Genomic DNA, 21,882 nt, shown 5'->3' on the forward strand with positions numbered 1-21,882 from the left:
TAACAATGATTAAAATAATTGCAAACAATTACATCAAAACTGACAAAGTAGAGGAATTTATCAATCTGGCAAAGGGCCTTGTGGAAAATACAAGAACCAAAGATGCCGGCTGCATCCGTTATGATCTTCTGCAGGACATAAAAAATCCTCAGATCTTAACTATGGTGGAGGAATGGGAAGACCAGGATTCTTTAAACGCTCATATGAACTCCAGTCATTTTAAAGAAGTTATGGCCAGCACTGCCGACTTTACGGAAAAGCCAGCAGAACTCCACATCTGCAGAACCATTATGTAAAAAGAAGCATTGGAAAAAACACCTTGATATTCCGGTATTCACCGGTTTCAAGGTGTTTTATATTGTCGTTTCCTGTATTAGCACTCAATTCCTCTCAGCTTGATATAATCCTTAATAAGAGTAGCTGTCTGCTCCAGATCAATGCAGCCGGTATTGATGATCAGGTCATAATTGTTCCAGTCCTCCCAGTTCTCACCGGTATAATAACGGTAATACTCCTTCCGTTCCTTATTGATTTTTTTGACTCGCTTTGCAGCTTCCTTTTCATCCACCTTATCCACATCCATGGTTCGTTTTATTAAGGTCTCCTGATCCGCATAGACAAAAATCTTAACCAGTCCAGGTACGTTCACATCTTCCCGGCTTAAGATATAATCGGCACATCTTCCGGCGATGATGCAGGACTCTTCCGCTGCAAGCTCTCTGATAACCTGAGACTGGAAACGGAATAAATTCTCCGGTTTCACAATATCAGAATCGGTAGAAGGCTTTCCTAACTGTGGCTTTAACCCGCTTACGATGCGGTAAAGGAGATTATTCCCTGCTTTTTCATCTGCAAGCCGGAAAAACACTTCACCCACTGCACTCTGTTCCGATGTGAGGGTGAGAATCTCTTCATCATAGAAATTAATTCCAAACTCTTCTGCCAGTGCCTTGCCTACCATGCGTCCGCCGCTTCCGTATTGTCTTCCTATTGTAATGACCAGATTATGCTTCTCTTTCATAATGCCTGCCTCCTTTAGTTACACGTTCTTTTCTTTGTGTTACTTTCTTCTATTGTACTCTATTATGGCAGGATTTACAATTATTATTGGTTCACAATCTCATGAAAACAGATCGCACCGTAAGGTCTGATACTCATCCGGTATGCATTGCCCTCTCCTAAGGCTTTCTCCATGTAGGAACAATACTCTTCTGCCAGGCTGTTTGGCAGCACGGTCATGATAACCCCGGCAAATCCGCCGCCATGAATCCGGCATGCACCTGCGTGCTTTTCTGCAAGGAACAGTTCTGTAAGCGCCAGTGCAATGGTGATTCCCTGCTCCTGATAGCTGGTGTTGGTAAAGCAGTTCTGCAGCCATTTCCATGAGGAATTGCCGGAAGCTGTAATATTACGTAAGAAATCCTCGAACCGTCCTTCCTTTAACGCCGCTACCTCAGCATCTACCCGCTTATTTTCCTCAAAGAAATGAAGGGCACGCAAGACCGAACGGTCCCCGGCAAAAGCCCTTACTTCATTAAGATTTTCAATCACCTGCTCTTCTGTGATCTCTGCACAAACTTCTTTGCCGAAAAATTCAGCCACCTTTTTCATCTCTGCCGGAACAAAGGAATAGTCCTCGCTTAAATCCGCATGTCCCTTCCCTGTGTTGACAATGATCAGACTGTGATCCCGGGATGCGAAATCAAAATCAATTTTTTCTACTGCCGGAGCCGCCGGGTTCTTAAAATCAATGGTAATCAGACCGCCTACGGCACAGGCCATCTGATCCAGAAGACCTGATGACTTGGCCCAGTAAACATTCTCCGCATACTTTCCGATATGAGCATAATTTACCGCATTCAGACGTCCCTCGTTAAAAAGTGTGTTTATCATGGAACATAAAAGCATCTCATAGGAAGCGGAAGAACTGACACCTGCCGCGCTTATTACATTGGTAGTTATGTAGGCATCGAATCCCCCGATCTCATATCCTTCTTCCAGAAAGCCTTTTAGAATGCCTTTGGTCAGATCAATGGTTCCTGCTTTTTTATCGCTTGGAGATAAATCCTCCAAATCTATGGTGAAATTCTGATTATATGTTTCACTTACAATGTTTACAACCTTGCTGTTATTCTTAGCCGCAGCACCTACACAGTCTAAATTAATACTGCCGGCCAATACCTTTCCATGATTATGATCCGTATGGTTTCCGCTGATTTCCGTCCGCCCGGGAGAAGAAAACAGGAATACCTCTTGATTCTCCGGAAACTTTTTCTCAAAGCTCAACAGCAGATTCTGGTAACGGTCAATATTCTCTTCAATCCCCTTTTCTCCATATAAAGCAGCCATAAGTTTTCTGGAATTATCAGACTTAAGAAGCTTTATAGTATCAGTTATATTCATGTTTTTACTCTCCTTTTCCCCATAGAATTACAAAAGATCATCTTTGTTACGAGTATAACATACTATACAAATCTTCTTCAATACAATATTCTACGAAAACCTATAAAATAATTTGACAGCCCGGCCCGGCCGACTCTATAATAAGGAAATGATGAAAATAACAGGGAGGCAGCCATGTTCTGGAACGAAAAACCTTATCATTCTCTTGACTTTGAAATGAAACAGCAATACGGACAAAAGATTTATAAACTCGCCCTGGACGGAGGCATGACATGCCCCAACAGAGATGGTACTTTAGGCCACAGAGGATGTATCTTTTGCAGCGGCGGTGGATCCGGTGAATTTGCAGAATCTTTTTCCGCCCACGCTTCCATCACCGATCAAATCGAAGCAGCAAAAGAAAAGGTGAGCGGTAAGATAAAAGCCGGATCCGGCCGTTTTATTGCGTATTTTCAATCCTATACCAATACCTATGCCCCTGTTTCTTATTTAAAAGAACTGTTTACCCAGGCGATCCTTCATCCGGACGTGGCGGTTCTTTCCATTGCTACAAGACCGGACTGTCTTTCTCCTGAAGTTCTTCTTCTATTAAAGACCCTGAATCAGATCAAACCGGTGTGGGTAGAGCTGGGACTACAGACCATACACGAATCGACTGCTGCCTACATCCGGAGAGGTTATTCCCTCCCCGTTTTTTTAGAAGCCTACCACCAGCTAAAGGAGGCCGGAATAACAGTCATCGCCCATGTTATCTTAGGACTTCCAGGAGAAAGCAGGGATATGATCTTTGAGACGATTCATTATCTGGCCCACTTAGGAGAACGGGGCATTGATGGAATCAAGCTTCAGCTGCTTCACATATTAAAGAACACAGACCTGGCAAAAGATTATGAGAAAGGCCTTGTTCCCGTCTATACTCTGGAGGAATATACAGACCTGGTCATCGACTGCCTGGCACTTCTCCCTCCGGAGGTCATCATCCACCGGATCAGCGGTGACGGTCCGAAAAAGCTGCTGCTGGCCCCACTCTGGAGCGGCAACAAAAGACTGGTGCTGAACACTCTGGCAAAACGGTTAAAAGAAAAAGGCATCTGCCAGGGGGACAGATACCTCGTCTGATTATTGATTGTTATGGATCACACCGTGTTCATCTACGGTAATTCCAAAGGAGATACTTTGAAAATACTGGTAGAATTTTTGTTTTTCTCCTTCGTCTGTCAGTGACCTGGTATATCCGGCTTTTGAAGTTCCTGGTACCAGGGATAAATCTGTGGTTCCCTGATCAAAATTTACATTTACCCGCAAAAGAGCGGTTTTTGGAATGGAACTTCCGAATATAAAATTACCAAGGCTGTAACAGATAGGCTTTCCATTATAGTACTCCACGCCCTGCAGTACATGGGGATGGCTTCCAATCACAATATCTGCACCTGCATCCAGGATCTGCTTTCCCAGTGTTCTCTGATATTCCTGAGGCTTTTCATCTCTTTCTATTCCCCAATGGATATAGACCACCAGATAGTCACAGACCGCTTCCGCTTTTCTGATTTCTTCAAGAAGTATGGAAGGATCGTAGCCGCTCACCATACCGGGCTTTTTGCTGTTAGCCACCCAGCCCGGATCCGGATAGACCCTTGATGCGGCCAGGAATCCAACGGTTTTTTCGTTTACCACCATGGTCTCCAGCCGTTTCGCCCGGTCCATGTTGGGACCGGCACCTACATACTGAATGCCTGCCCTATCCAGTGTGGTGCAGGTATCAATAAGGGCATCCGTTCCATAATCCAGAGTATGGTTATTGGCAAGCGACACAAGGTCCACCCCGATTTCATTCATCATGGATACTCTGGAAGGCGTCAGCCGGAAAGTAAACTGCTTATCAGGCGCCGCAGTTCCCCGGTCACTGAACGGAAATTCCTCATTGGCCATAAAGATGTCCGACTGGCTGATTTCATTTAGAAACCCTTCATCCAGGACTCCATGAATACCTTTTGCTTTATCATAGGCTGTAGTTACATGATTAGAAAGTAATATATCACCTGCAAATAACAGATGGACCAACGGGTTTTCCGGCTTTTCTTCCTGAGATTGAGATTCCGCCTCTGTTTCCACCCTGCTTTCTGCGGTTGGTTCCAAGGTCTGGGATGCCATGCTCTGCTCATTGCCTGTATCAATGGATGAACCGTTCTCCCCCTTTATTTCGTTCCATTCGCTTAATCCGATCCATCCGGTCAGCAATACAAACAGCAATGCGGGAAGGAGAAGCAGAATTTTCATCCATCCATTTATTTTTTTCATTGATGCCTCCTGATTGTTAATAATTTCCACATGTTTTTATTGTTTTCATTATGTTTTCCACATTTTCCGGGCATAAATCCCCATTTTCACCTCAAAACACAGGTTATCCACATAATCTCTTCCACTTTTTCATAACCTTTCCATTATATTAGTTTGAAATTAATTCCCATTTTTTTATCTTACACAAATTCCAAAGGTTTGTCAATGAATGGAAAAAGGAGCCGGTTTTTGCAAAGAGGAGAAAAACCTTCCTCTCTGGCGCAAACCGGCTCCTGATTCATTCATATTTTTTATATCACGGTCTTCTTATATTGTTATAAGGTCATAACGATTCCGCCGTCACTGGCATATACCGTAGCAACTCCCGCTGTCTCAGTAATAATCACATCTTTAAATACGGCCCGCTTTCTCATCTCCTGCTCAACAAACTGGGCCCGTTCCAGGTTATTGCAGTGAGCAATCGCCAGGACCTTATCTCTGGTATCTCCGGCTTCTCTGACAGCAATATCTACCATACGCATCAAAGCCTTATGAATGCCTCTTGCCTGGTCCAGCTTAATAATGACACCGGAATCAGCCCCCATAACAGGCTTAATATTAAGAGCCGTTGCAAAAAAAGCCTGAAGTCCTGTAAGACGTCCGTTCTTTCTCAGAATATCAAGGCTTTCCAGAACAAAATAGGTCTTCATGTTCTTTATAAACTCCCTTGCTTTTTGCTCGATCTCTTCAAAAGGCAAGGATGCCTGACAAAGAGACTGAACGAATAAAGCAATGTTTAACTGCCCGGAAGAAGCGGAATCAGAACCAAGTACAGCAATCTTCTTTCCATCATCTCCATGCTCTTCTTCATATAATTTCTTTCCCAGAACCGCACTGTTATAGCTGCCGCTCAAATGTTCCGATAATGTAATAACAAAAATCTGATCTTCTTCACCTTCATATGCTTCTTTATAGAATTCCGGGGAAGGACAGGCCGTCTTTGGACATTCATTGCTGTTCTTTACCAATTCCAGAAATTTTTTCTGATCAAAAGTGTCATCATCAATAATCTGAGTGTTCCCCACCTGCAAAATAAGGGGAATTATCTGAAAGTGGGGATCTTTCTTTAAGTCTGCCGTTAAATCGATGCAACTGTCCCCAACAATTTTATAACTCATAATTCTATTTTCCTCCTAACACGAAACCTATCATGTAGTATTCATTACCATATATTATAGAGAAACCTGTTACAGATGTCAATAGGGGAATAAAGAAAAGGACTTGTACCGGAAGTTTTCCTGCGTACAAATCCTTTGTATTTTTACAATTATTATTCTGCCATTGCTAACATTAAATCATTGCTTCTTGCAATAAATTTCGTCATGCGTTCCGGTGTTAAGGAACCGTGGCTTAATGCTGCCAGATCATAAAGCTGTTCACAGATCGCATTGGTATGCTCTCCGTCTTTGTGTCCCAGAATATACTGAACCAGCTTGTTGTTATAGTTAAGAACCAGAGTCTCACTGCCGCCGAACATAGAAGTATCCATACCAGGCATGGTATACATCTTCATCATCTCCTGCATACGGCGGGAATCCTCAGAAACAGTGATCATGGAAGAAACGTTTTCGTTCTTTAATTTCTCCACCTTAACATCCAGATTCTCTTTTCCCAGGGTCTTACGGAACAGCTCTGTCAGAGCCTCTACGTCCGCTTTCATGGCTTCTTTATCCTCTTCACTTACTTCTTCCTTGAAGATATCGGATAAGTCAGAGTTAATGCATAAGAACTTCACATTCTCATTCTTCTGCTCCAGATAGCCCACAAACGGATTGTCGATATTCTGAGTCAGGTAAACCGCATCAAGACCTGCTTCCTTGAACATGTTGATATACTGGCTCTGTTCTTTCTCATCAGTGATGTAGAATATTTTGTTTTCGTGCTTCTCTTTGTTTTCCTCCAGGCAATCGGAAATCGTCAAATACTTTCCTTCCAGATTTTTAAAGAGAATGGCATCATTGATCTTTTCAGCAAACTTTTCATCTTTTAAGCAGCCGAATTTGATAAATGGATTAATGTCATCCCAGTATTTCTCATAATTTTCACGGTCTGTCTTAAACATACCGGTCAGCTTATCTGCCACCTTCTTTGTGATGTAATCAGAGATTTTCTTTACGAAACCATCATTCTGTAACGCGCTGCGGGATACATTCAAAGGAAGGTCCGGACAGTCGATCACGCCTTTTAACAGCATTAAAAACTCCGGAATTACTTCTTTAATATTGTCTGCAATAAATACCTGGCTGTTGTAAAGCTTAATGGTTCCTTCCAGGCTGTCATAGTTTATGTTTAATTTTGGGAAGTACAGAATTCCCTTTAAGTTAAACGGATAATCCATATTTAAATGGATCCAGAACAAAGGCTCCTTATAATCATGAAATACCTTGCGGTAGAAGGACTTATATTCCTCGTCCGTACATTCATTTGGATGTTTATTCCAGAGAGGATTCACATCATTGACCGGAACGGGACGCTTGGCAATCTTATACTTTTCTTTTGCAGGAGATACTTCCACAACTTCTTTTTCGCCGTTTTCGTTCTCTTTTTCCTCGGTCTTAGCTTCTTCTACGATGGTTTCAATAACGGTATCTGTTTCCCTTAATTCATCCTTTTCAATCGTCTCGTATTCAGGCTCTCCGGAAGCGTTGCTTAAATAGATTTCAACCGGCATAAAGGAACAGTATTTTTCAAGAATTTCCTTTGCACGGTATTCATTACAGAATTCCAGGCTTTCTTCATTCAGATAAAGCTTGATGATGGTTCCAGGTTCCTTCTTATCTCCTGGCTCCATCTCATATTCCGTACCGCCGTCTGATTCCCAGTGTACCGGCTCTGCCCCTTCCTTATAGGATAAGGTATCAATGGTAACTTTATCCGCTACCATGAAGGCAGAATAAAATCCAAGTCCGAAATGACCGATGATCTGGTCTTCATTGGCCTTGTCTTTATACTTTTCAAGGAAATCCCGGGCGCCGGAAAATGCGATCTGGTTGATGTATTCGTCAACCTCTTCCATAGTCATACCAATCCCATTATCCTGGAATGTAATGGTCTTTTCATTGGAATCTGTAGTAACCTGAATTTTAAACTTCAAATCTTCAGGCTTCTGCCATTCTCCCATAATCTCCAGCTTTTTAAGCTTTGTAATGGCATCACAGCCATTGGAAACCAACTCACGATAGAAAATGTCATGGTCGGAATACAGCCACTTTTTAATGATTGGAAAAATATTTTCGCTGTTAATTGTCAAACTTCCTTTTTTTGCCATATCAGAACACTCCTCGCTATTTTTATTCTTTACTCTATATCAGTTCCATGATCCTCATGGAATTCTCACAAATTTACCTGCAATGAGTATTTTAATACGCAGTTCTAAAAAAGTCAATAGAAAATCAGCACTCATTTTCATTGAGTGCTAATAATTTTATTCTTCCATGAAAGGAATCTGATTGTGTTTTAAAAATGCTTTAAACCCCTGGTCCCATTCCTCATCAAGCGTCTTGTCCAAAGTAAATACAGAAACCGAAGTTCCTGTCACACAGGTGAGCTTTTCCTCTTCATAACGGATATTCACATATAACCCCTTGACCTGTTCTCTGGATATTCCAATATTCCTTGATGCCAGAAAGCGTTCGGTCCCATCTTCCGGCATCAGCATAATAATCCGGAAGCTTACAGGCAGCCGTTTGCCTTTGATTAAAGAAAAGCAGAATGGTTTTATGGCTGACCAGGAAGATAAGGCCCCAATGCGGAGTTCTTCCATCTCCTCCCTGGAGTAATAACCGCTTTTTATGGTTCCGTCTATGGTAAATGTATTATACGTAGAGATGGAAGCTTCCTTTACCAGAAACTGGTCAAACACTTCCCCTACAAATAATTTGGAGGTAAAGGATTTCATATCCTCAATTTTTACAGAAATCATTGCCGTTTCTCCCATTCGATATCGTTCTCCGTTTACTATACAACGGAATGTTCTCTACTGTCAACGAAGGATTCCCAGCGGTGTTTTTCTATGATATAATAAAATGACCGGTTTCCAAATGGAAGCAAAACGGAAGTTAAGAAAAGAGGAAAACATATGAATTACATCAAACAGTTAGATTCACTGATCGCAGCATCCGTTTCTCCTTACCACTGCATCATGGCAGCTTCAGAACAGCTGTCATCTGCCGGCTTTCAGGAATTGCCGCTGTCGGCGCCCTGGAAGCTTCAAAAAGGAGAATCCTATTACATAAACGTATTTGACTCCACCCTGATTGCATTCCGTGTCGGAGAAGAACCGGGAGATGCGCCTTCCCTTAAGCTGGCCGCATCCCACACCGACTGGCCGTGCTTAAAGGTAAAGCCTTCCCCGGAGGTCACTTCTCTTGACTATGGAAAGCTTAATGTGGAGGTATATGGAGGACCGCTCCTTGGCACATGGTTTGACCGCCCTCTGTCCATGGCTGGAAAGGTATCCGTTGCCGGCTCCTCTCTCATGGAACCAAAGACCATATTTGTGGACTTTGCCCGCCCCCTCCTTACCATTCCAAACCTGGCCATTCACATGAACCGGAATGCCAATGAGGGTGTTGCAGTCAATCCCCAGATCGACATGCTTCCTCTCCTTACAAGAATCACTGACGAATTAAACCGTAAAGACTTTTTCTTAGATGCACTTGCAAAAGAAGCAGGCGTAAAAAAAGAAGACATTCTGGATTATGAAATTAATATCTATAATTATGAATCCGGCTGCCTGTTAGGTTTACAGGAGGAATTTTACTCTGCGCCCCGTCTGGATAATATAACTTCCGTACAGGCCTGTTTAAGCGGCATTATAAACAGTACATGCAAGACCGGCATTCATGCGGTTGCCCTTTTCGACAACGAAGAGATCGGAAGCCATACCAAGCAGGGCGCTGCTTCTGCACTGACAGAGCATATACTTGAAAAGATCTTTTTATCTCTTGGTTATAACAGGGAAGCATTTTTAAACGGACTTTTAAGCGGCTTCCTTCTTTCCATGGACGTGGCTCACGCCATCCATCCAAACCACGGGGAAAAATGCGACATCAAGAATCAGATTCTTATGGGAGACGGTGTTGCCATAAAGCTTGCTTCCAGCCAGGCTTATGCCACCGATGCTGCCAGCACAGCCGTCATTGAAGGCATCTGCCGCGCCGGCAAGATTCCTTACAAAAAGTTCTCAAACCGTTCCGACGTCAAAGGCGGCTCCACCCTTGGAAGTATCTCTTCTGCCCTTTTGACCATGCGTACCGTTGATGTGGGCGTGCCTGTTCTTGCCATGCACTCTGCAAGAGAGGTAATGGGAACCGCCGACCAGGAAGCACTTGTAACACTGGCTGAGGCATTTTTCCAGGCATAAGAAAAGGCTTTTGCGAAATATAAAAGATGCCGCAGCGTGATTTATGACAATCACTCTGCGGCATCTTATATTATCAATCCTGATTATGATTCTGCATGGTTTCCGGCACCACTTCCCGGCTGGTTTCCAGTGGCTGCCCCGAAGTTTTATTTCCTTCCCAATATCGAAATCCGTACACTCCGCCAGCCGTCACAGAGGCAAACAGGATCAGTATAAATACAAACAGAAAAAGTCCCATAAACATCTCATGCCTGCGGCTTACTCTGCGCCTCCGGCTCCGGGTTTTTATCCGATTTGTATCTCCTTGTCTCATTTGCATTCTGTCCTTTCCTTTTTATCAATCATTAAAATACTTCTTGTAAATCTCAAAAAAGTTGGTGGTAGTCGTTTTATCCTCTTTCGAGAATTTTACATCTTTCCAGATTTCATCACTGAAGGTTACCGGATTTTCTTCCTTAAACTTGGAATAGATCTGGTCAAAGGCTTCTTTTTTCCGTTTCCGGTATAAGCCGGACTTTCTTTCCTGGGTGGCATTCTCATCATAATCATTGACACATTTAATAATGTAATACGTTCCATTTTCTTCCACTACCGGACTGATCTCATCTTTTAAAAGTGCAAAAGCCGCATCTTCATATGGGCCTGGGGCCTCTCCCCTGCCGATATGACGTTCCATTGCAGTATCTTTGGAATACTCCCTTGCCAGAGCAGAAAAATCGGCTCCCTCTTCGGTTGCCTTTGAGAGTACCTCATCAGCCTCGGCCTTATCCGTCAGGACGATCTGGTCCACGGTGATCACCTTTGCCTCACTGTCGCTGATCTCCAGATTCATATCCTTTGTCAGCTCCGTTACCACTTTATTAGACAGGAGATATTCTCCATACATGGTTCTGACGTCGTCTTGCGTAATCCCCATATAGGCAATATCATCTTCTGTCAAAGATGCAAAGTACTCATCCGATGCCTTCCGCACGTCTTCCTTCTCCACGCTGGTTAAAGTCACACCCTTTTCCCTTGCCAGAAGGTTCATCATTTTCATCTCATGAAGAAATTCTTTTACCTGATCCACCAGATAGGTTTCAAAATTCCGGTCCCCCGGCAGCTTTACCCCCCAGATCTGACTGGTATATATCTTCTGATACCGGTTCCGCTCAGTAGCAACGATAATCATGGACTGAGGCAGGGTATATGCTTTGGTTTCTGTTATCTCGGAAACAATGGGGATTTCAGCTTTACAGCCTGTGAGAAGAGCCATTAAAGCCGCCGCCAATAAGAGAATTCTCCCATGTCTTATTCCAACTTTCACGAACTTCCCTCTTTCCATGCTACAAAAGCAGCTTCAGTATTTTTAAAACTCCATGATTGACATTTAAGTCTGTCTGGAATCTTGCCGCCGCCTTAACTTCTTTTCTGGCATTTCCCACTGCATAGCTGTAATAGGCCTGATTCAGCATCTCGATGTCATTGAGCTGGTCGCCAAAAGCCATAGTCTCCTCCGGCTTAATTCCCAGACTGTCCTGGAGAAGCTTAACCGCCTGTCCTTTATTGATCCCCGGCTTCATGCAGTCCATCCACATATCCCCTGCTATGGTTATCTTAAGACGATCCGAAAATGCCCCGCGAAGGGCTTTGGTATAGGACTCCACATCTGACTTGCGGTATACGGAAACCTTAATAAACTCTGAATTCACTTTTGTTAAATCATCCACACACTGGACCCTGAACTTATATCCGTTAATGAGCCAGTCCAAAAACTCCTGGTCTTTTGTCTCCAGATACACAACATCCGGCCCGCTGACCATGACCTCAAGTCCTTCTGTTCTGCGCACTTCCCGGACCATATCCATAACAGTCTGACGCTCGATGGTATTGATAAACAGATTTCTTCCGTGACACCCTACATAAGCCCCGTTGTCAGAAAGATAAAATATCTTTTCTTTGATTGGGTCAAATATGGATTCAATGCTGGCCCACTGGCGTCCGCTTGCTGCTGCAAACTGGATTCCTTTGGCCCGAAGCTTTAAAATCACATCAAAAAGTTCCGGATTTACTTGATTGCTTCCATCCGTCACCAGAGTTCCATCAATATCCGATGCAATCAGTTTAATCATCCTCTTCCTCCTGTTCAAACAACTGCTTCAACTCCTGGTATACTCTTCCTACCGGCAATCCTACTACATTATTATAATCGCCGTCAATCCCTTTGATAAAAGCTGCAAATTTTCCCTGAATCCCATATGCTCCTGCTTTATCCATCGGATCCTCGTCAGCCGCATAGCTTTTTATCTCTGGTTCTGACATGGGATAAACGGAAACGTCTGTCTTTTCCACAAAGGTCCTGACTGTACTGCCTGTCTGTCCACAATCAATCAGTGTGACTCCCGTATATACCTGATGGGTTCTTCCCTGCAGCATGGAAATCATCCGGTACGCCTCTTCATGGCTGGCCGGTTTTCCAAGGATTTGTCCGCTCACTGCAACTACGGTATCCGCGCCAATCACACAGGTTCCCTTCTCCTGTCTGCCTGCCACATCTCTGGCCTTTTGAAGGGACAGCTCCATTACAACAGCTTCCGGATTCCTTGAAGTTATGATTTCTTCTATGGTGCTGGGAACGATTTCAGGTACGAATCCGATCTGAGTCAGAAGTTCTTTTCTTCTTGGAGAAGCCGAAGCCAATACGAGTTTTATCTTTTTGTCCATATGCATCCTTTCTGTAAAACAAATAAGCGGGACCCGAATCGAATCCCGCCATTCATCAATATACTTTCAGACGTCCAATCATTGTTGTATCGTCCTCTTCACAAGCGGACTTAAGCTGCAGTTTCATGGTATATATAAAATCAGCAACATAAAATGCCAAAAGACTTAATGCCACCATACGCACCCGCTGCTCCGGAACAATTCCGGCCATCTGATTCACAAATCCATGAAGGAAGCGGAAATAGAAAATTCCTAAAAATCCCCATGCAACCGTACTTTCCAGACAGATGATCCCTTGATAATTAAATGCCTTCCGGCTGTAATCCCACCAGAAAGAACCAAACAGTTTAATCATCATACGCGCAGTAACCAGCTCCATAAACGTAGCCATGGTGGCTGACGCAAAATAAAGAAGAATCAGATTATCTGAAAGCGGTTTTAACAAAATCATGGCTCCCATAGCTCCAAATCCATATATGATACAGAATGGTCCGTGTCCGAATCCTCGATTGATCACAATTTTTTTATTCTCATAACTAAGTACAACACATTCCAGAAGGTATCCAAGAAAGCTGAACAGGAAAAAGCATATGATCCTATGATAAACCGACATACCCATTTTACCTCCAAATATGACAAATTTTGAACTTGTTAAAGTATAATATGGATATCTTAAGAAATCAAGGACTATTTTCTTACGATTCACAGAAAGATTTTCGTTTTATTAATAAAATTGTCCCATGAAAATCGCAAGCAATATGCCAAGAATTGCTCCCGCTGCCACCTGGAGAGGAGTATGCCCCACATATTCTTTTAATGTTTCCTGAATCAGTTCCCCTTTAAGCTTTAAAGGATTTTCCATCAATATGCTATTTAATAATTTCGCCTGTCTTCCGGTCTCTCTCCGGACTCCCATGGCATCGTACATGACGATCATGGAAAGGACAAAACAAACCGCAAATTCAAAAGAACCGGCACCATAGCGGTAGCTGGCGGCGGTTGTCAGTGCACAAACCGTTGAGGAGTGGGAACTGGGCATTCCTCCGGATCCCACAAGCCTCTCCGGATTGAAATTTTTGTTAAGGGCCAGATCGATGAGCGTCTTTAGCACCTGGGCTACCATCCACCCGGCTACGGCACTCATCAAAACCTGGTTCCCTAGTATATCATCCCAATATTTCATGGTTTCCTCCATCTTATGCAGCGCTTTTCCAGCCAAAGCCGAATAAAATCCAACGCTTGAACCTGGCCACAGTTTCAACCATGCCGCAGAATTTATCCGAACAGACAATTACCATTCCCTCCCTGCTTTTCGGGGGAATCGGGGTCAGCGGCCACATATGGCGCAGGATCATATCTTTTTCTTTTTCTGTCAAATCAAAGTATTTTACTGCGTTATTAAGCGCAGTTCTCGGATGAGTAAAACCATGGAAATGTTCCCCGGTCTCTTTGGCATGGGTATGCCAGTCATACAAAAATAAATCGTGAAGAAGACCGGCTCTGGCAACTTCACGATAGTCCCAGCCCAGCCTTCTGCAGATGCAGTAGCTCATATAAGATACTTTAATACAATGGGCCTTGCAGGTAGTATCCCCATGCTGCATATAGTTTTCCATGGACTGGAATACGGGATGATCTATAATCCCCTTAACACAATCCATATACAGCAGATCCTCACTGTAAACTTCCCGCTCTGCCCAGGAAGAATCTTCTGCCCATCTGATTGCTTCTTCCTTTTCTTCCTGGGTGATATGCATGCTTTTCATTCTTATTCACTCGTCTCTTTTCTGTAATATCAGCAGCTTAACATCCGGTGATCCAATCATAAAGTTCCTGGTACTTCACGGCAGAATTCTTCCATGAAAAGTCCTTTTTCATGGCCCGGTGCGTAAGCATGTTCCACTCCTTCTTTTTATCATAGTACACACGCTGTGCATACCTTATAATGTCTAACATCTCATGGGCATTATAATTGGAAAAAGAGAAGCCGGTTCCACTGCTCTCAAACTCATTATACGGTTCCACCGTGTCTTTCAATCCACCGGTCTCCCGCACAATAGGTACTGCCCCATAGCGGAGTGCCATCAGCTGGCTCAAGCCGCACGGTTCAAATAAGGACGGCATGAGAAATGCATCACAGGCCGCATAGACCTTATGGGACATGGCCTCAGAATAATATATATTCGCGGAAACCTTATCCGGATACTTCCATGCGTAATGGCGGAACATGTTTTCGTAACGCTCTTCCCCGGTACCAAGTATCACCAGCTGAATATGATCCTGACATAATTCATCAATCACACACCGGATCAGATCCAGACCCTTTTGATCCGTAAGCCTGGAGACAATCCCCACCATAAATATCTTTTCATCCTGGCACAAACAAAGCTCTTTCTGGAGAGCCAGCTTATTCTTTCCCTTTTCTTCGGAAAAGTTCCCGGCGTGATAATTCTGTATGATGTATGTGTCCGTCTCCGGATCAAATTCCTCGTAATCGATACCGTTCAATATGCCCCGTAAGCTGCCTTCTCTTGCACGGATCAGGCCATCAAGCCCTTCTCCGTAAAACGGCATCTTGATTTCCTGGGCATAAGTATCACTCACTGTGGTAATAGCGTCTCCATAGACAATTCCGCCTTTTAACAGGTTTCCATCCTTATAAGCTTCCAATTTGTCCGGAGTAAAATAATAATCCGGCAGAGAAGTCAGCCTCTGTATGGTCTTTACATCCCATACGCCCTGAAACTTTAAGTTGTGGATTGTAATCACCGACTTTATGCTGCGAAAAAACTCGCCTTCATGAAACCGGTCTTTTAACAGAACAGGAATAAGTGCAGTCTGCCAATCGTGACAGTGTATCACATCCGGCTGAAATCCAATGACCGGAAGTGAGGATAAAGCTGCTCTGGAAAAAAAGCAGAACTTTTCCAGATCATAAAGACTGTCTCCATATGGTCTGGAGCCGTTAAAATATCCTTCATTATCAATAAAATAAAAGGTGATACCCTCGTAAACGCATTGAAGAATCCCCACATATCTGCTCTGTTCCAGATAATCCATGTAGAAGTGATTCATATAGGTCATCTGGTTTCTCAGTTCCTCATTGATACACAGATATTTGGGAATCATGACTCTTACATCAAAAAACTCCTTATTGAAGCACTTGGGAAGGGAACCCACAACATCTGCAAGACCTCCTGTTTTGACAAAAGGTACTGCTTCCGATGCAACGAAAAGAATCTTCTTCATCCAAAAACCTCCCTTATCCTTTACGCCTTTTATGGCGCATCTGTTACTATATAGTATACTTCATTTTAAGAAAATAAGGAAGTCTCTTTCCTTTATATTTAGGAAAGTTTAGGAAAGTTTTTTATAATCCAGTCTTATTTTATCGGCAATCAGTGCTATAAATTCAGAATTTGTCGGCTTTCCTTTGCCGGTGCTTACGGTATAACCGAACAGATCGTTGATGGTATCCATCTTTCCTCTGCTCCATGCCACTTCGATGGCATGGCGGATGGCACGCTCCACACGGCTTGGAGTGGTCTGGTGCTTTTTTGCAATTGAAGGATATAGTATCTTGGTTACGGAGGTAAGCATCTCCTGGTCCTGCACGGATATAACAATGGCATCCCGAAGATACTGGTACCCTTTGATGTGGGCCGGAATACCAATCTCATGGAGCATCTGGGTCACGTCGTTTTCCAGGTTCTGCTCCATATATTCAGTTTTATTGACATAAGGCTTCACTTTTTTCATTCCCTGCAGATTGGGAGCCTTCGTCTTTCTCTGTCCCACTCTTCGAACCTTATCGACGATAATTTCCTTATTGAATGGTTTCATTATGTAATAATTTGCTCCCATTCGAAACGCATCTTCGGTAATATTCTCACTTCCTGCCGCTGTTACCATAATAAACGACGGGATCTTTGTAACAGAACCATTCCCCCGAACCCGTTCCATTACCGTTATTCCGTCCATCCTCGGCATAATTACATCCAATAAGACAACATCGGGATTTGTTTTGAGAATCATGTTATAAGCATCTTCGCCATTATCCGCTCTTCCTACAACATGAAAATCCTCCTCTCCTTCCAGTATATCATTCAGCAGATTTAAGGTCTGCAGGTTATCATCCGCAATCGCAATACTGATTTCTGACATATTGATACTCTCCTCCTGATTCTTAGATATAAATTAAAACTAGTGTATAGCCATTATAATCTTGCCTCAGCTTTTGCCGCAATGTTATTCTATCGCATAATTCGACAAAAAGGGCTTTGTGCCACTGAATTTCTGAATTTTTCTATTTCTCTTTTTGTGTCGAACAGGGAAAATGCCTTTCCGTATATAGATTCGTTTTCATCCCTCTGTTTTTCCCAATGTTGAAATTTGATGCTCCTTGTCGGCAAAAAAATCCACTTCTGTTTTCTATACTAACATATTCCCGGTACAATGAAAAGTGCCTATCATCAGAATAATGGATTTTTCCCAACATTTATTATGACTTTTTGATTATCAAAACAAATATTCTCTTACATTTCTTAAGATTCTTCCTAATAAAATAACGACTATATCTGTTTTGGTTGTTCAATTTTTGAAAAATTTTCTTAATTTCAATAGAAAAAAAAGGACGGCATTGTAAAATCACTTACAATCCTGTCCTTTTCTTTCCATTATTAGTTTTTAGTGATTCAGCATATTTTCTATGAAGATTCCGTAACCTCTCGTTGAGTCCTGAATAAATACATGGGTCACTGCTCCGATCAGCTTCCCATCCTGGATAATGGGACTTCCGGACATTCCCTGTACGATTCCTCCGGTCAGTGCCAGCAAATCCGGATCTGTGACCTTTATCACCATACCTTTGCTTTTGTGGGTGGCCGAATAATCCACACGCTGTATTTCAATTTCATAGTCCCGGATCTTACCGGATACATCACTTCTTATATATGCCACGCCTTTTTTCACATCCTGGCGGTATCCAATGGGTATGGCGTCCTGTTTCACTCCTTGTTTAAAACGGTCATTGACAGTTCCAAATATTCCTTCTTCCGTATTGGCTGTAATGGTTCCAAGGGCAGAGCCAGGTCCGTAGTAAATGATTCCGCTCATCACTCCCGGTTTGCCAAAGCTGCCTTTTTCTATTCCCATAATGGCAGTTTCATACAAAGCCCCTTCTGTAATCTGCACCACATTACCGGTGTCACTGTCGCTGATCCCATGGCCAAGGGCCCCGAACTGGCCGTTCATGTCCATATAAGTCATGGTACCGATTCCCTGGGTATCGTCGCGTACCCATACTCCAAGCTTATAGGTGCCGTCTTCTGCTTCAATGGGAGTCATCTTCACATCGATGGTTTCTCCATTTCTTCTGACTTTCAAAACTGCTTCCGAAACACCGATTTTATTTAATTCACCGATCAGAGTCTCCTTATCTTTTAAAGGAGTTCCATTGATGGCTTCGATGTAATCGCCGGACTGCAGAATCCCAAATGCCGGTTCTGCGGTCATGCCGTCTTTTTTGGTCACATCGCCGGTACCGATAACCATGACACCATCGGATTTTAAGTAGATTCCAATTGGTGTGCCGCATGGAACGGCATATTTGGTATCTACGACATTCACCTGAATATCTTTTAACTGAATGAAACCAAACAGTTTTAAGCCCAGCTTATAGCTTCCCTGGTTTTTGGAATACACAGAAAACGGCTGGTTTAATTGCAGGTGGATCTGATCGGAAGGGATATTGGATCCATTGCTCAACACCACTTCCTCACTGTCCGAATGAAGGGTCACATCAAAAGGCATGGAGAAGTGAAACTGTTCTTCTTCCTCTGCTACGATATTCAATTTGTCGGGAATCACACGCTTCATATAGAACCAGGAAAATCCGATACAAAAGACCAGGCTGATCCAGAACACCCTCACGATAAGCTTATGAATTTTGTTTTTACCCATCTCACATACCTCCTTAGAAGAATAAAGGAGACAACTTTTTGGCTCCTCTCATAGTATGTGAGGAATCGGTAAAAACACTCTGTCATATTTTAGTTGAATTCATTTAATTTTGGACATTATTTTTTTGTGCCGGCCAGCCGCTTCATCTCTCTGGCATTTTCTCTGACTGCTTCTGTAATTTCTGCTCCGCCGAGAAGTCTTGCCAGTTCTTCCACCATCTCCCCTTCGGAAAGCGTCCGAATGGTAGTTGTCGTTTTGCTGCCGTCTGATTTTTTAAAAATTTCATAATGTGCATCTGCCATGGCTGCAATCTGGGGCAGATGGGTGATTAAGATTACCTGATGGCTTTGTGCTATATAGGAAAGCTTTTCAGAGACCTTTTGAGCCGTCCGTCCGCTGATTCCGGTATCAATCTCATCAAATATCAGAGTCGGTATATCATCAGAGTCCGCAAGTACGGTTTTAATAGCCAGCATGATTCTGGACAGCTCACCGCCGGAAGCAACGGCGCCCAGCGGCTTTGGCTCCTCGCCCGGATTGGTGGAAATGACAAATTCCGCTTCATCATAACCGGCAGCCGTATAATGATCCAGCTTTTTAAACTCCATGGAAAATTCTACATCAATAAAATTCAAATCCTCTAATCCGGCTTTGATTTTTTTTGTCAGCTCTTTTGCCGTTTCTTTTCTCATACAGGATAATTGTCTGCATAATCCGTCCAGTTTATCCTCAGCTTCCACGATTTCCTGCTCTGTCTGCTGTTTTAATCTGTCATAATCTTCCAGTTCTGTAAGACGGACCCTTTTTTCTTCCAGATTTGCAAAAATCTGTTCCAGGCTTTTTCCGTACTTGGCTTCCAGATTATGGATCACATCAAGCCGTTCTTCCAACTGCCTGTATTCTTCTTCATCAAATGACATATCCTCCATATAAGAAGAGATTTCATGATTGATATCATTTAATATTGAATCCGCATCAAAAAGCTGGTCTCTTATAACAGAGATCCTTTCATCATAGGAAGCAACCGATTCCACTTCTTTTAAAGCACGGCCGAGCAGCTCTGTATTGACTGCAGAATACGCATAGGACAGACTTTCCGTTATTTTTTTCGCATGAAGAAAAAGACGGTATCTGGAGGATAATTCCTCCTCTTCCCCTTCCTTTAGCTGGGCATTCTCGATTTCCTCGATCTCGTAGCGGATAAAATCCATTTCCCTGAGCCTGGTCTCTTCATCAAGAGCAAAGGAAGAGAGACGTTCCTTTAACCGGTTATATTCCCGGTAAGCGCCCGCAATATTCTCTTTTAGGTCATGGGACTTTTTTTCCTGATAGCGGTCCAGGATTTCAAGATGTTTTGATTTGTAGAGTAAAGACTGGTGTTCATGCTGTCCGTGGATGTCGATGAGAAGACCGGTAATATCCCGAAGCTTTCCTGCAGTCACTGTCTCATCGTTAATTTTGCTCAGACTCCTGGAGGGCATGATTTTTTTTGAAATAATTACGGTTCCGTCACCGTCCGGATGAACATCAGCTTCCTTTAACAGACGGAGCTTCTCCGGGTCGCTGACCGTAAAAATCAGCTCAATGTAGGCATAATCTGCCCCTTTTCTGATAATATCCCTGGGTACCTTGCCGCCAAGGGCAATGGTGACCGAGCCGATGATAATGGACTTTCCGGCACCTGTTTCTCCGGTCAAGACATTCAATCCCTCTTTAAACTCCACATCGGCTTTTTCGATCAGGGCTAAGTTCTTTACGTGTAATTCTGAAAGCATGGCACGCCTCCTTTATCCCGTAATGAGTTTTTTTAGTTTGTCCATCATAAGTATGGTATCATCTGTGGTTCGTATGGCGCACATAATGGTATCATCTCCTGCGATACAGCCCACCATCTCATTAAAATGAAGGGCATCTAAGGCTGCCGCCACCGCCATGGCCATACCGGAAACCGTCTTAATGACCAGAATGTTCTGAGCCATGTCCATGGATAAATAACCATCCTTTAATATCCGTATGTATTTATCACTGAACGAGCTCTGGCTTTGGAGCACCATGTAACGCTGTTTTCCTGATTCAGCCGGGACCTTTGTAAGCTTCAGTTCCCTGATATCTCTGGATACCGTAGCCTGAGTGACTGCAAATCCGGCCTTATTTAAATAATAAGCCAGTTCTTCCTGAGTTTCAATCTCGTATTTTCCGATGAGTTCCACAATTTTGCTGTGTCGTTCCAGTTTCATTATGTTTCCTCCTTATATACCGGTCATTTTATTGCGCAGGTTATCTAAAAATGATATATTTTTCAGCTTAACCAAAATGGTTTTTATCTCCGACCTGCCGATCTCAATGATATCACCTGGATATAACTTGGTTTGTGTATCTCCGTCAAATACTGCTGCCTGGCATATTTCATCCTGCCCCATCATCTCTACCTGCAAGCAGTCTTCGGAGGAAAGCACAATGCTTCTGGCACCTAATACATGGGAGCAGATCGGGGTCAGTACCACCATCTTTGAATCCGGCACAAGAATGGGGCCGCCGGCAGAAAGATTGTATGCAGTAGAACCGGTCGGTGTTGCAGCAATCAGCCCGTCTGCGCGGTACTCATTAAAATATTCTCCATTGACATAAACTTTGAACTTAAGTACTTTTAAATGCTCGTTTCTGATAATAACGATTTCATTCAAGGCAATATCACGAAAGATGGGCTCTCCCTTTCGAAGGATTGTCCCGCCTAACATCATTCGTTCTTCCAGCTTATAATCTCCTAAAATCAGGGCAGAAAGTGCCTGCTCCATCTCTTCAGAACGGGAAACCTGGGTTAAATATCCCAGAGTGCCACGGTTGATTCCCAGTATTGGAATATTGCGCCCCGCCAGGTCTCTTGCTGCCTGGATTAAGGTTCCATCCCCTCCAAGGGTGATGATGCAATCCGTGTTTTCCGGAACCACGGAGGAATCCGTATAGTGGCTGCCCGGAAAGTTTTCTTTTTTATTGCTCTCTCCGATGACACAGTCAGTCCCATGGCCGGTCAGATAACGGCAAATCGCTTCTGCAGTTTCTCTGGCTCCTTCTTTATCCGGATTCATGACTACAAAAAAATGTCTCATAATAAA

The 21,882-nt window shown here is 43.3% G+C and carries 22 protein-coding genes; 3 read left to right on the plus strand and 19 right to left on the minus strand.

Features of this window, described 5'->3' with window-relative positions:
- Positions 1–5: 5 nt before the first annotated feature.
- Complete coding sequence (locus ACLTWA_RS07240) at positions 6–296, plus strand: putative quinol monooxygenase (RefSeq protein ID WP_412326937.1); 291 nt, start codon at positions 6–8, stop codon at positions 294–296.
- 77 nt (positions 297–373) lie between these two features.
- On the opposite strand, the gene ACLTWA_RS07245 is transcribed toward ACLTWA_RS07240, so the two are convergent.
- Positions 374–1,021, minus strand: a complete 648-nt coding sequence (locus ACLTWA_RS07245) for an AAA family ATPase (protein ID WP_412326938.1) — start codon at positions 1,019–1,021, stop codon at positions 374–376.
- Positions 1,022–1,104: 83 nt separating this feature from the next.
- Complete coding sequence (locus tag ACLTWA_RS07250; protein WP_412326939.1) at positions 1,105–2,403, minus strand: galactokinase; 1,299 nt, start codon at positions 2,401–2,403, stop codon at positions 1,105–1,107.
- A 174-nt stretch (positions 2,404–2,577) separates the two neighbouring features.
- Between ACLTWA_RS07250 and ACLTWA_RS07255 the strand changes: the two genes are divergently transcribed.
- The gene (locus ACLTWA_RS07255) at positions 2,578–3,522 is read left to right on the plus strand and encodes a TIGR01212 family radical SAM protein (RefSeq protein WP_412326941.1); all 945 of its coding nucleotides are present in this window, start codon (positions 2,578–2,580) and stop codon (positions 3,520–3,522) included.
- Here ACLTWA_RS07255 and ACLTWA_RS07260 read toward each other — a convergent pair whose 3' ends face one another.
- The 4 genes from ACLTWA_RS07260 to ACLTWA_RS07275 form a co-directional block, all read right to left on the minus strand.
- On the minus strand, positions 3,523–4,701 hold the full coding sequence (locus ACLTWA_RS07260; protein WP_412326943.1) for a CapA family protein: 1,179 nt from the start codon (positions 4,699–4,701) through the stop codon (positions 3,523–3,525).
- A gap of 314 nt (positions 4,702–5,015) precedes the next feature.
- The gene (locus ACLTWA_RS07265) at positions 5,016–5,858 is read right to left on the minus strand and encodes a DegV family protein (protein WP_412326945.1); all 843 of its coding nucleotides are present in this window, start codon (positions 5,856–5,858) and stop codon (positions 5,016–5,018) included.
- A gap of 152 nt (positions 5,859–6,010) precedes the next feature.
- Complete coding sequence (htpG, locus tag ACLTWA_RS07270; protein ID WP_412326946.1) at positions 6,011–8,008, minus strand: molecular chaperone HtpG; 1,998 nt, start codon at positions 8,006–8,008, stop codon at positions 6,011–6,013.
- Positions 8,009–8,164: 156 nt separating this feature from the next.
- The gene (locus tag ACLTWA_RS07275; RefSeq protein WP_412327198.1) at positions 8,165–8,662 is read right to left on the minus strand and encodes a DUF5721 family protein; all 498 of its coding nucleotides are present in this window, start codon (positions 8,660–8,662) and stop codon (positions 8,165–8,167) included.
- Positions 8,663–8,818: 156 nt separating this feature from the next.
- Here ACLTWA_RS07275 and ACLTWA_RS07280 point away from each other — a divergent pair, with 156 nt between their 5' ends.
- On the plus strand, positions 8,819–10,105 hold the full coding sequence (locus ACLTWA_RS07280; protein ID WP_412326947.1) for a M18 family aminopeptidase: 1,287 nt from the start codon (positions 8,819–8,821) through the stop codon (positions 10,103–10,105).
- Between the two features lie 73 nt (positions 10,106–10,178).
- Here the strand turns inward: ACLTWA_RS07280 and ACLTWA_RS07285 are convergent, their stop codons facing one another.
- From ACLTWA_RS07285 to ACLTWA_RS07345, 13 genes are all read right to left on the minus strand, one after another.
- Positions 10,179–10,424: a hypothetical protein gene (locus ACLTWA_RS07285; protein ID WP_412326948.1), complete on the minus strand. Its 246-nt coding sequence runs from the start codon at positions 10,422–10,424 to the stop codon at positions 10,179–10,181.
- Positions 10,425–10,442: 18 nt separating this feature from the next.
- Positions 10,443–11,411 carry a peptidylprolyl isomerase gene (locus ACLTWA_RS07290; protein ID WP_412326949.1) on the minus strand — a complete coding sequence of 323 codons (969 nt, stop codon included), beginning with the start codon at positions 11,409–11,411 and terminating at the stop codon, positions 10,443–10,445.
- A gap of 19 nt (positions 11,412–11,430) precedes the next feature.
- A complete protein-coding gene (locus ACLTWA_RS07295; RefSeq protein ID WP_412326950.1) occupies positions 11,431–12,216 on the minus strand; it encodes a Cof-type HAD-IIB family hydrolase in 786 nt (261 codons plus the stop codon).
- A complete protein-coding gene (locus tag ACLTWA_RS07300) occupies positions 12,209–12,808 on the minus strand; it encodes a Maf family protein (RefSeq protein ID WP_412326951.1) in 600 nt (199 codons plus the stop codon). The genes ACLTWA_RS07295 and ACLTWA_RS07300 overlap by 8 nt, the downstream gene beginning before the upstream one ends.
- A gap of 55 nt (positions 12,809–12,863) precedes the next feature.
- Positions 12,864–13,421: a putative ABC transporter permease gene (locus ACLTWA_RS07305; RefSeq protein WP_412326952.1), complete on the minus strand. Its 558-nt coding sequence runs from the start codon at positions 13,419–13,421 to the stop codon at positions 12,864–12,866.
- A 111-nt stretch (positions 13,422–13,532) separates the two neighbouring features.
- A complete protein-coding gene (locus tag ACLTWA_RS07310; protein WP_412326953.1) occupies positions 13,533–13,991 on the minus strand; it encodes a divergent PAP2 family protein in 459 nt (152 codons plus the stop codon).
- A gap of 13 nt (positions 13,992–14,004) precedes the next feature.
- Positions 14,005–14,574, minus strand: coding sequence for an HD family phosphohydrolase (locus tag ACLTWA_RS07315; protein ID WP_412326954.1), 570 nt, complete (start codon positions 14,572–14,574; stop codon positions 14,005–14,007).
- A gap of 37 nt (positions 14,575–14,611) precedes the next feature.
- Complete coding sequence (gene glgA / locus ACLTWA_RS07320) at positions 14,612–16,057, minus strand: glycogen synthase GlgA (RefSeq protein ID WP_412326955.1); 1,446 nt, start codon at positions 16,055–16,057, stop codon at positions 14,612–14,614.
- A 108-nt stretch (positions 16,058–16,165) separates the two neighbouring features.
- Positions 16,166–16,972 (minus strand): sporulation transcription factor Spo0A, encoded by an 807-nt coding sequence (spo0A, locus tag ACLTWA_RS07325; RefSeq protein WP_412326956.1) that lies wholly within the window; start codon positions 16,970–16,972, stop codon positions 16,166–16,168.
- 522 nt (positions 16,973–17,494) lie between these two features.
- Entirely contained in the window at positions 17,495–18,769 is a 1,275-nt protein-coding gene (gene spoIVB, locus ACLTWA_RS07330) for a SpoIVB peptidase (RefSeq protein WP_412326957.1), read from the minus strand.
- A 116-nt stretch (positions 18,770–18,885) separates the two neighbouring features.
- The gene (gene recN / locus ACLTWA_RS07335) at positions 18,886–20,544 is read right to left on the minus strand and encodes a DNA repair protein RecN (protein ID WP_412326958.1); all 1,659 of its coding nucleotides are present in this window, start codon (positions 20,542–20,544) and stop codon (positions 18,886–18,888) included.
- Between the two features lie 12 nt (positions 20,545–20,556).
- The gene (argR, locus tag ACLTWA_RS07340; RefSeq protein ID WP_412326959.1) at positions 20,557–21,006 is read right to left on the minus strand and encodes an arginine repressor; all 450 of its coding nucleotides are present in this window, start codon (positions 21,004–21,006) and stop codon (positions 20,557–20,559) included.
- 12 nt (positions 21,007–21,018) lie between these two features.
- Positions 21,019–21,876 (minus strand): NAD(+)/NADH kinase, encoded by an 858-nt coding sequence (locus tag ACLTWA_RS07345; protein ID WP_412326960.1) that lies wholly within the window; start codon positions 21,874–21,876, stop codon positions 21,019–21,021.
- Positions 21,877–21,882: the final 6 nt, after the last annotated feature.

The organism is Lacrimispora sp., from assembly GCF_046972725.1.
GTDB lineage: Bacteria > Bacillota > Clostridia > Lachnospirales > Lachnospiraceae > Lacrimispora.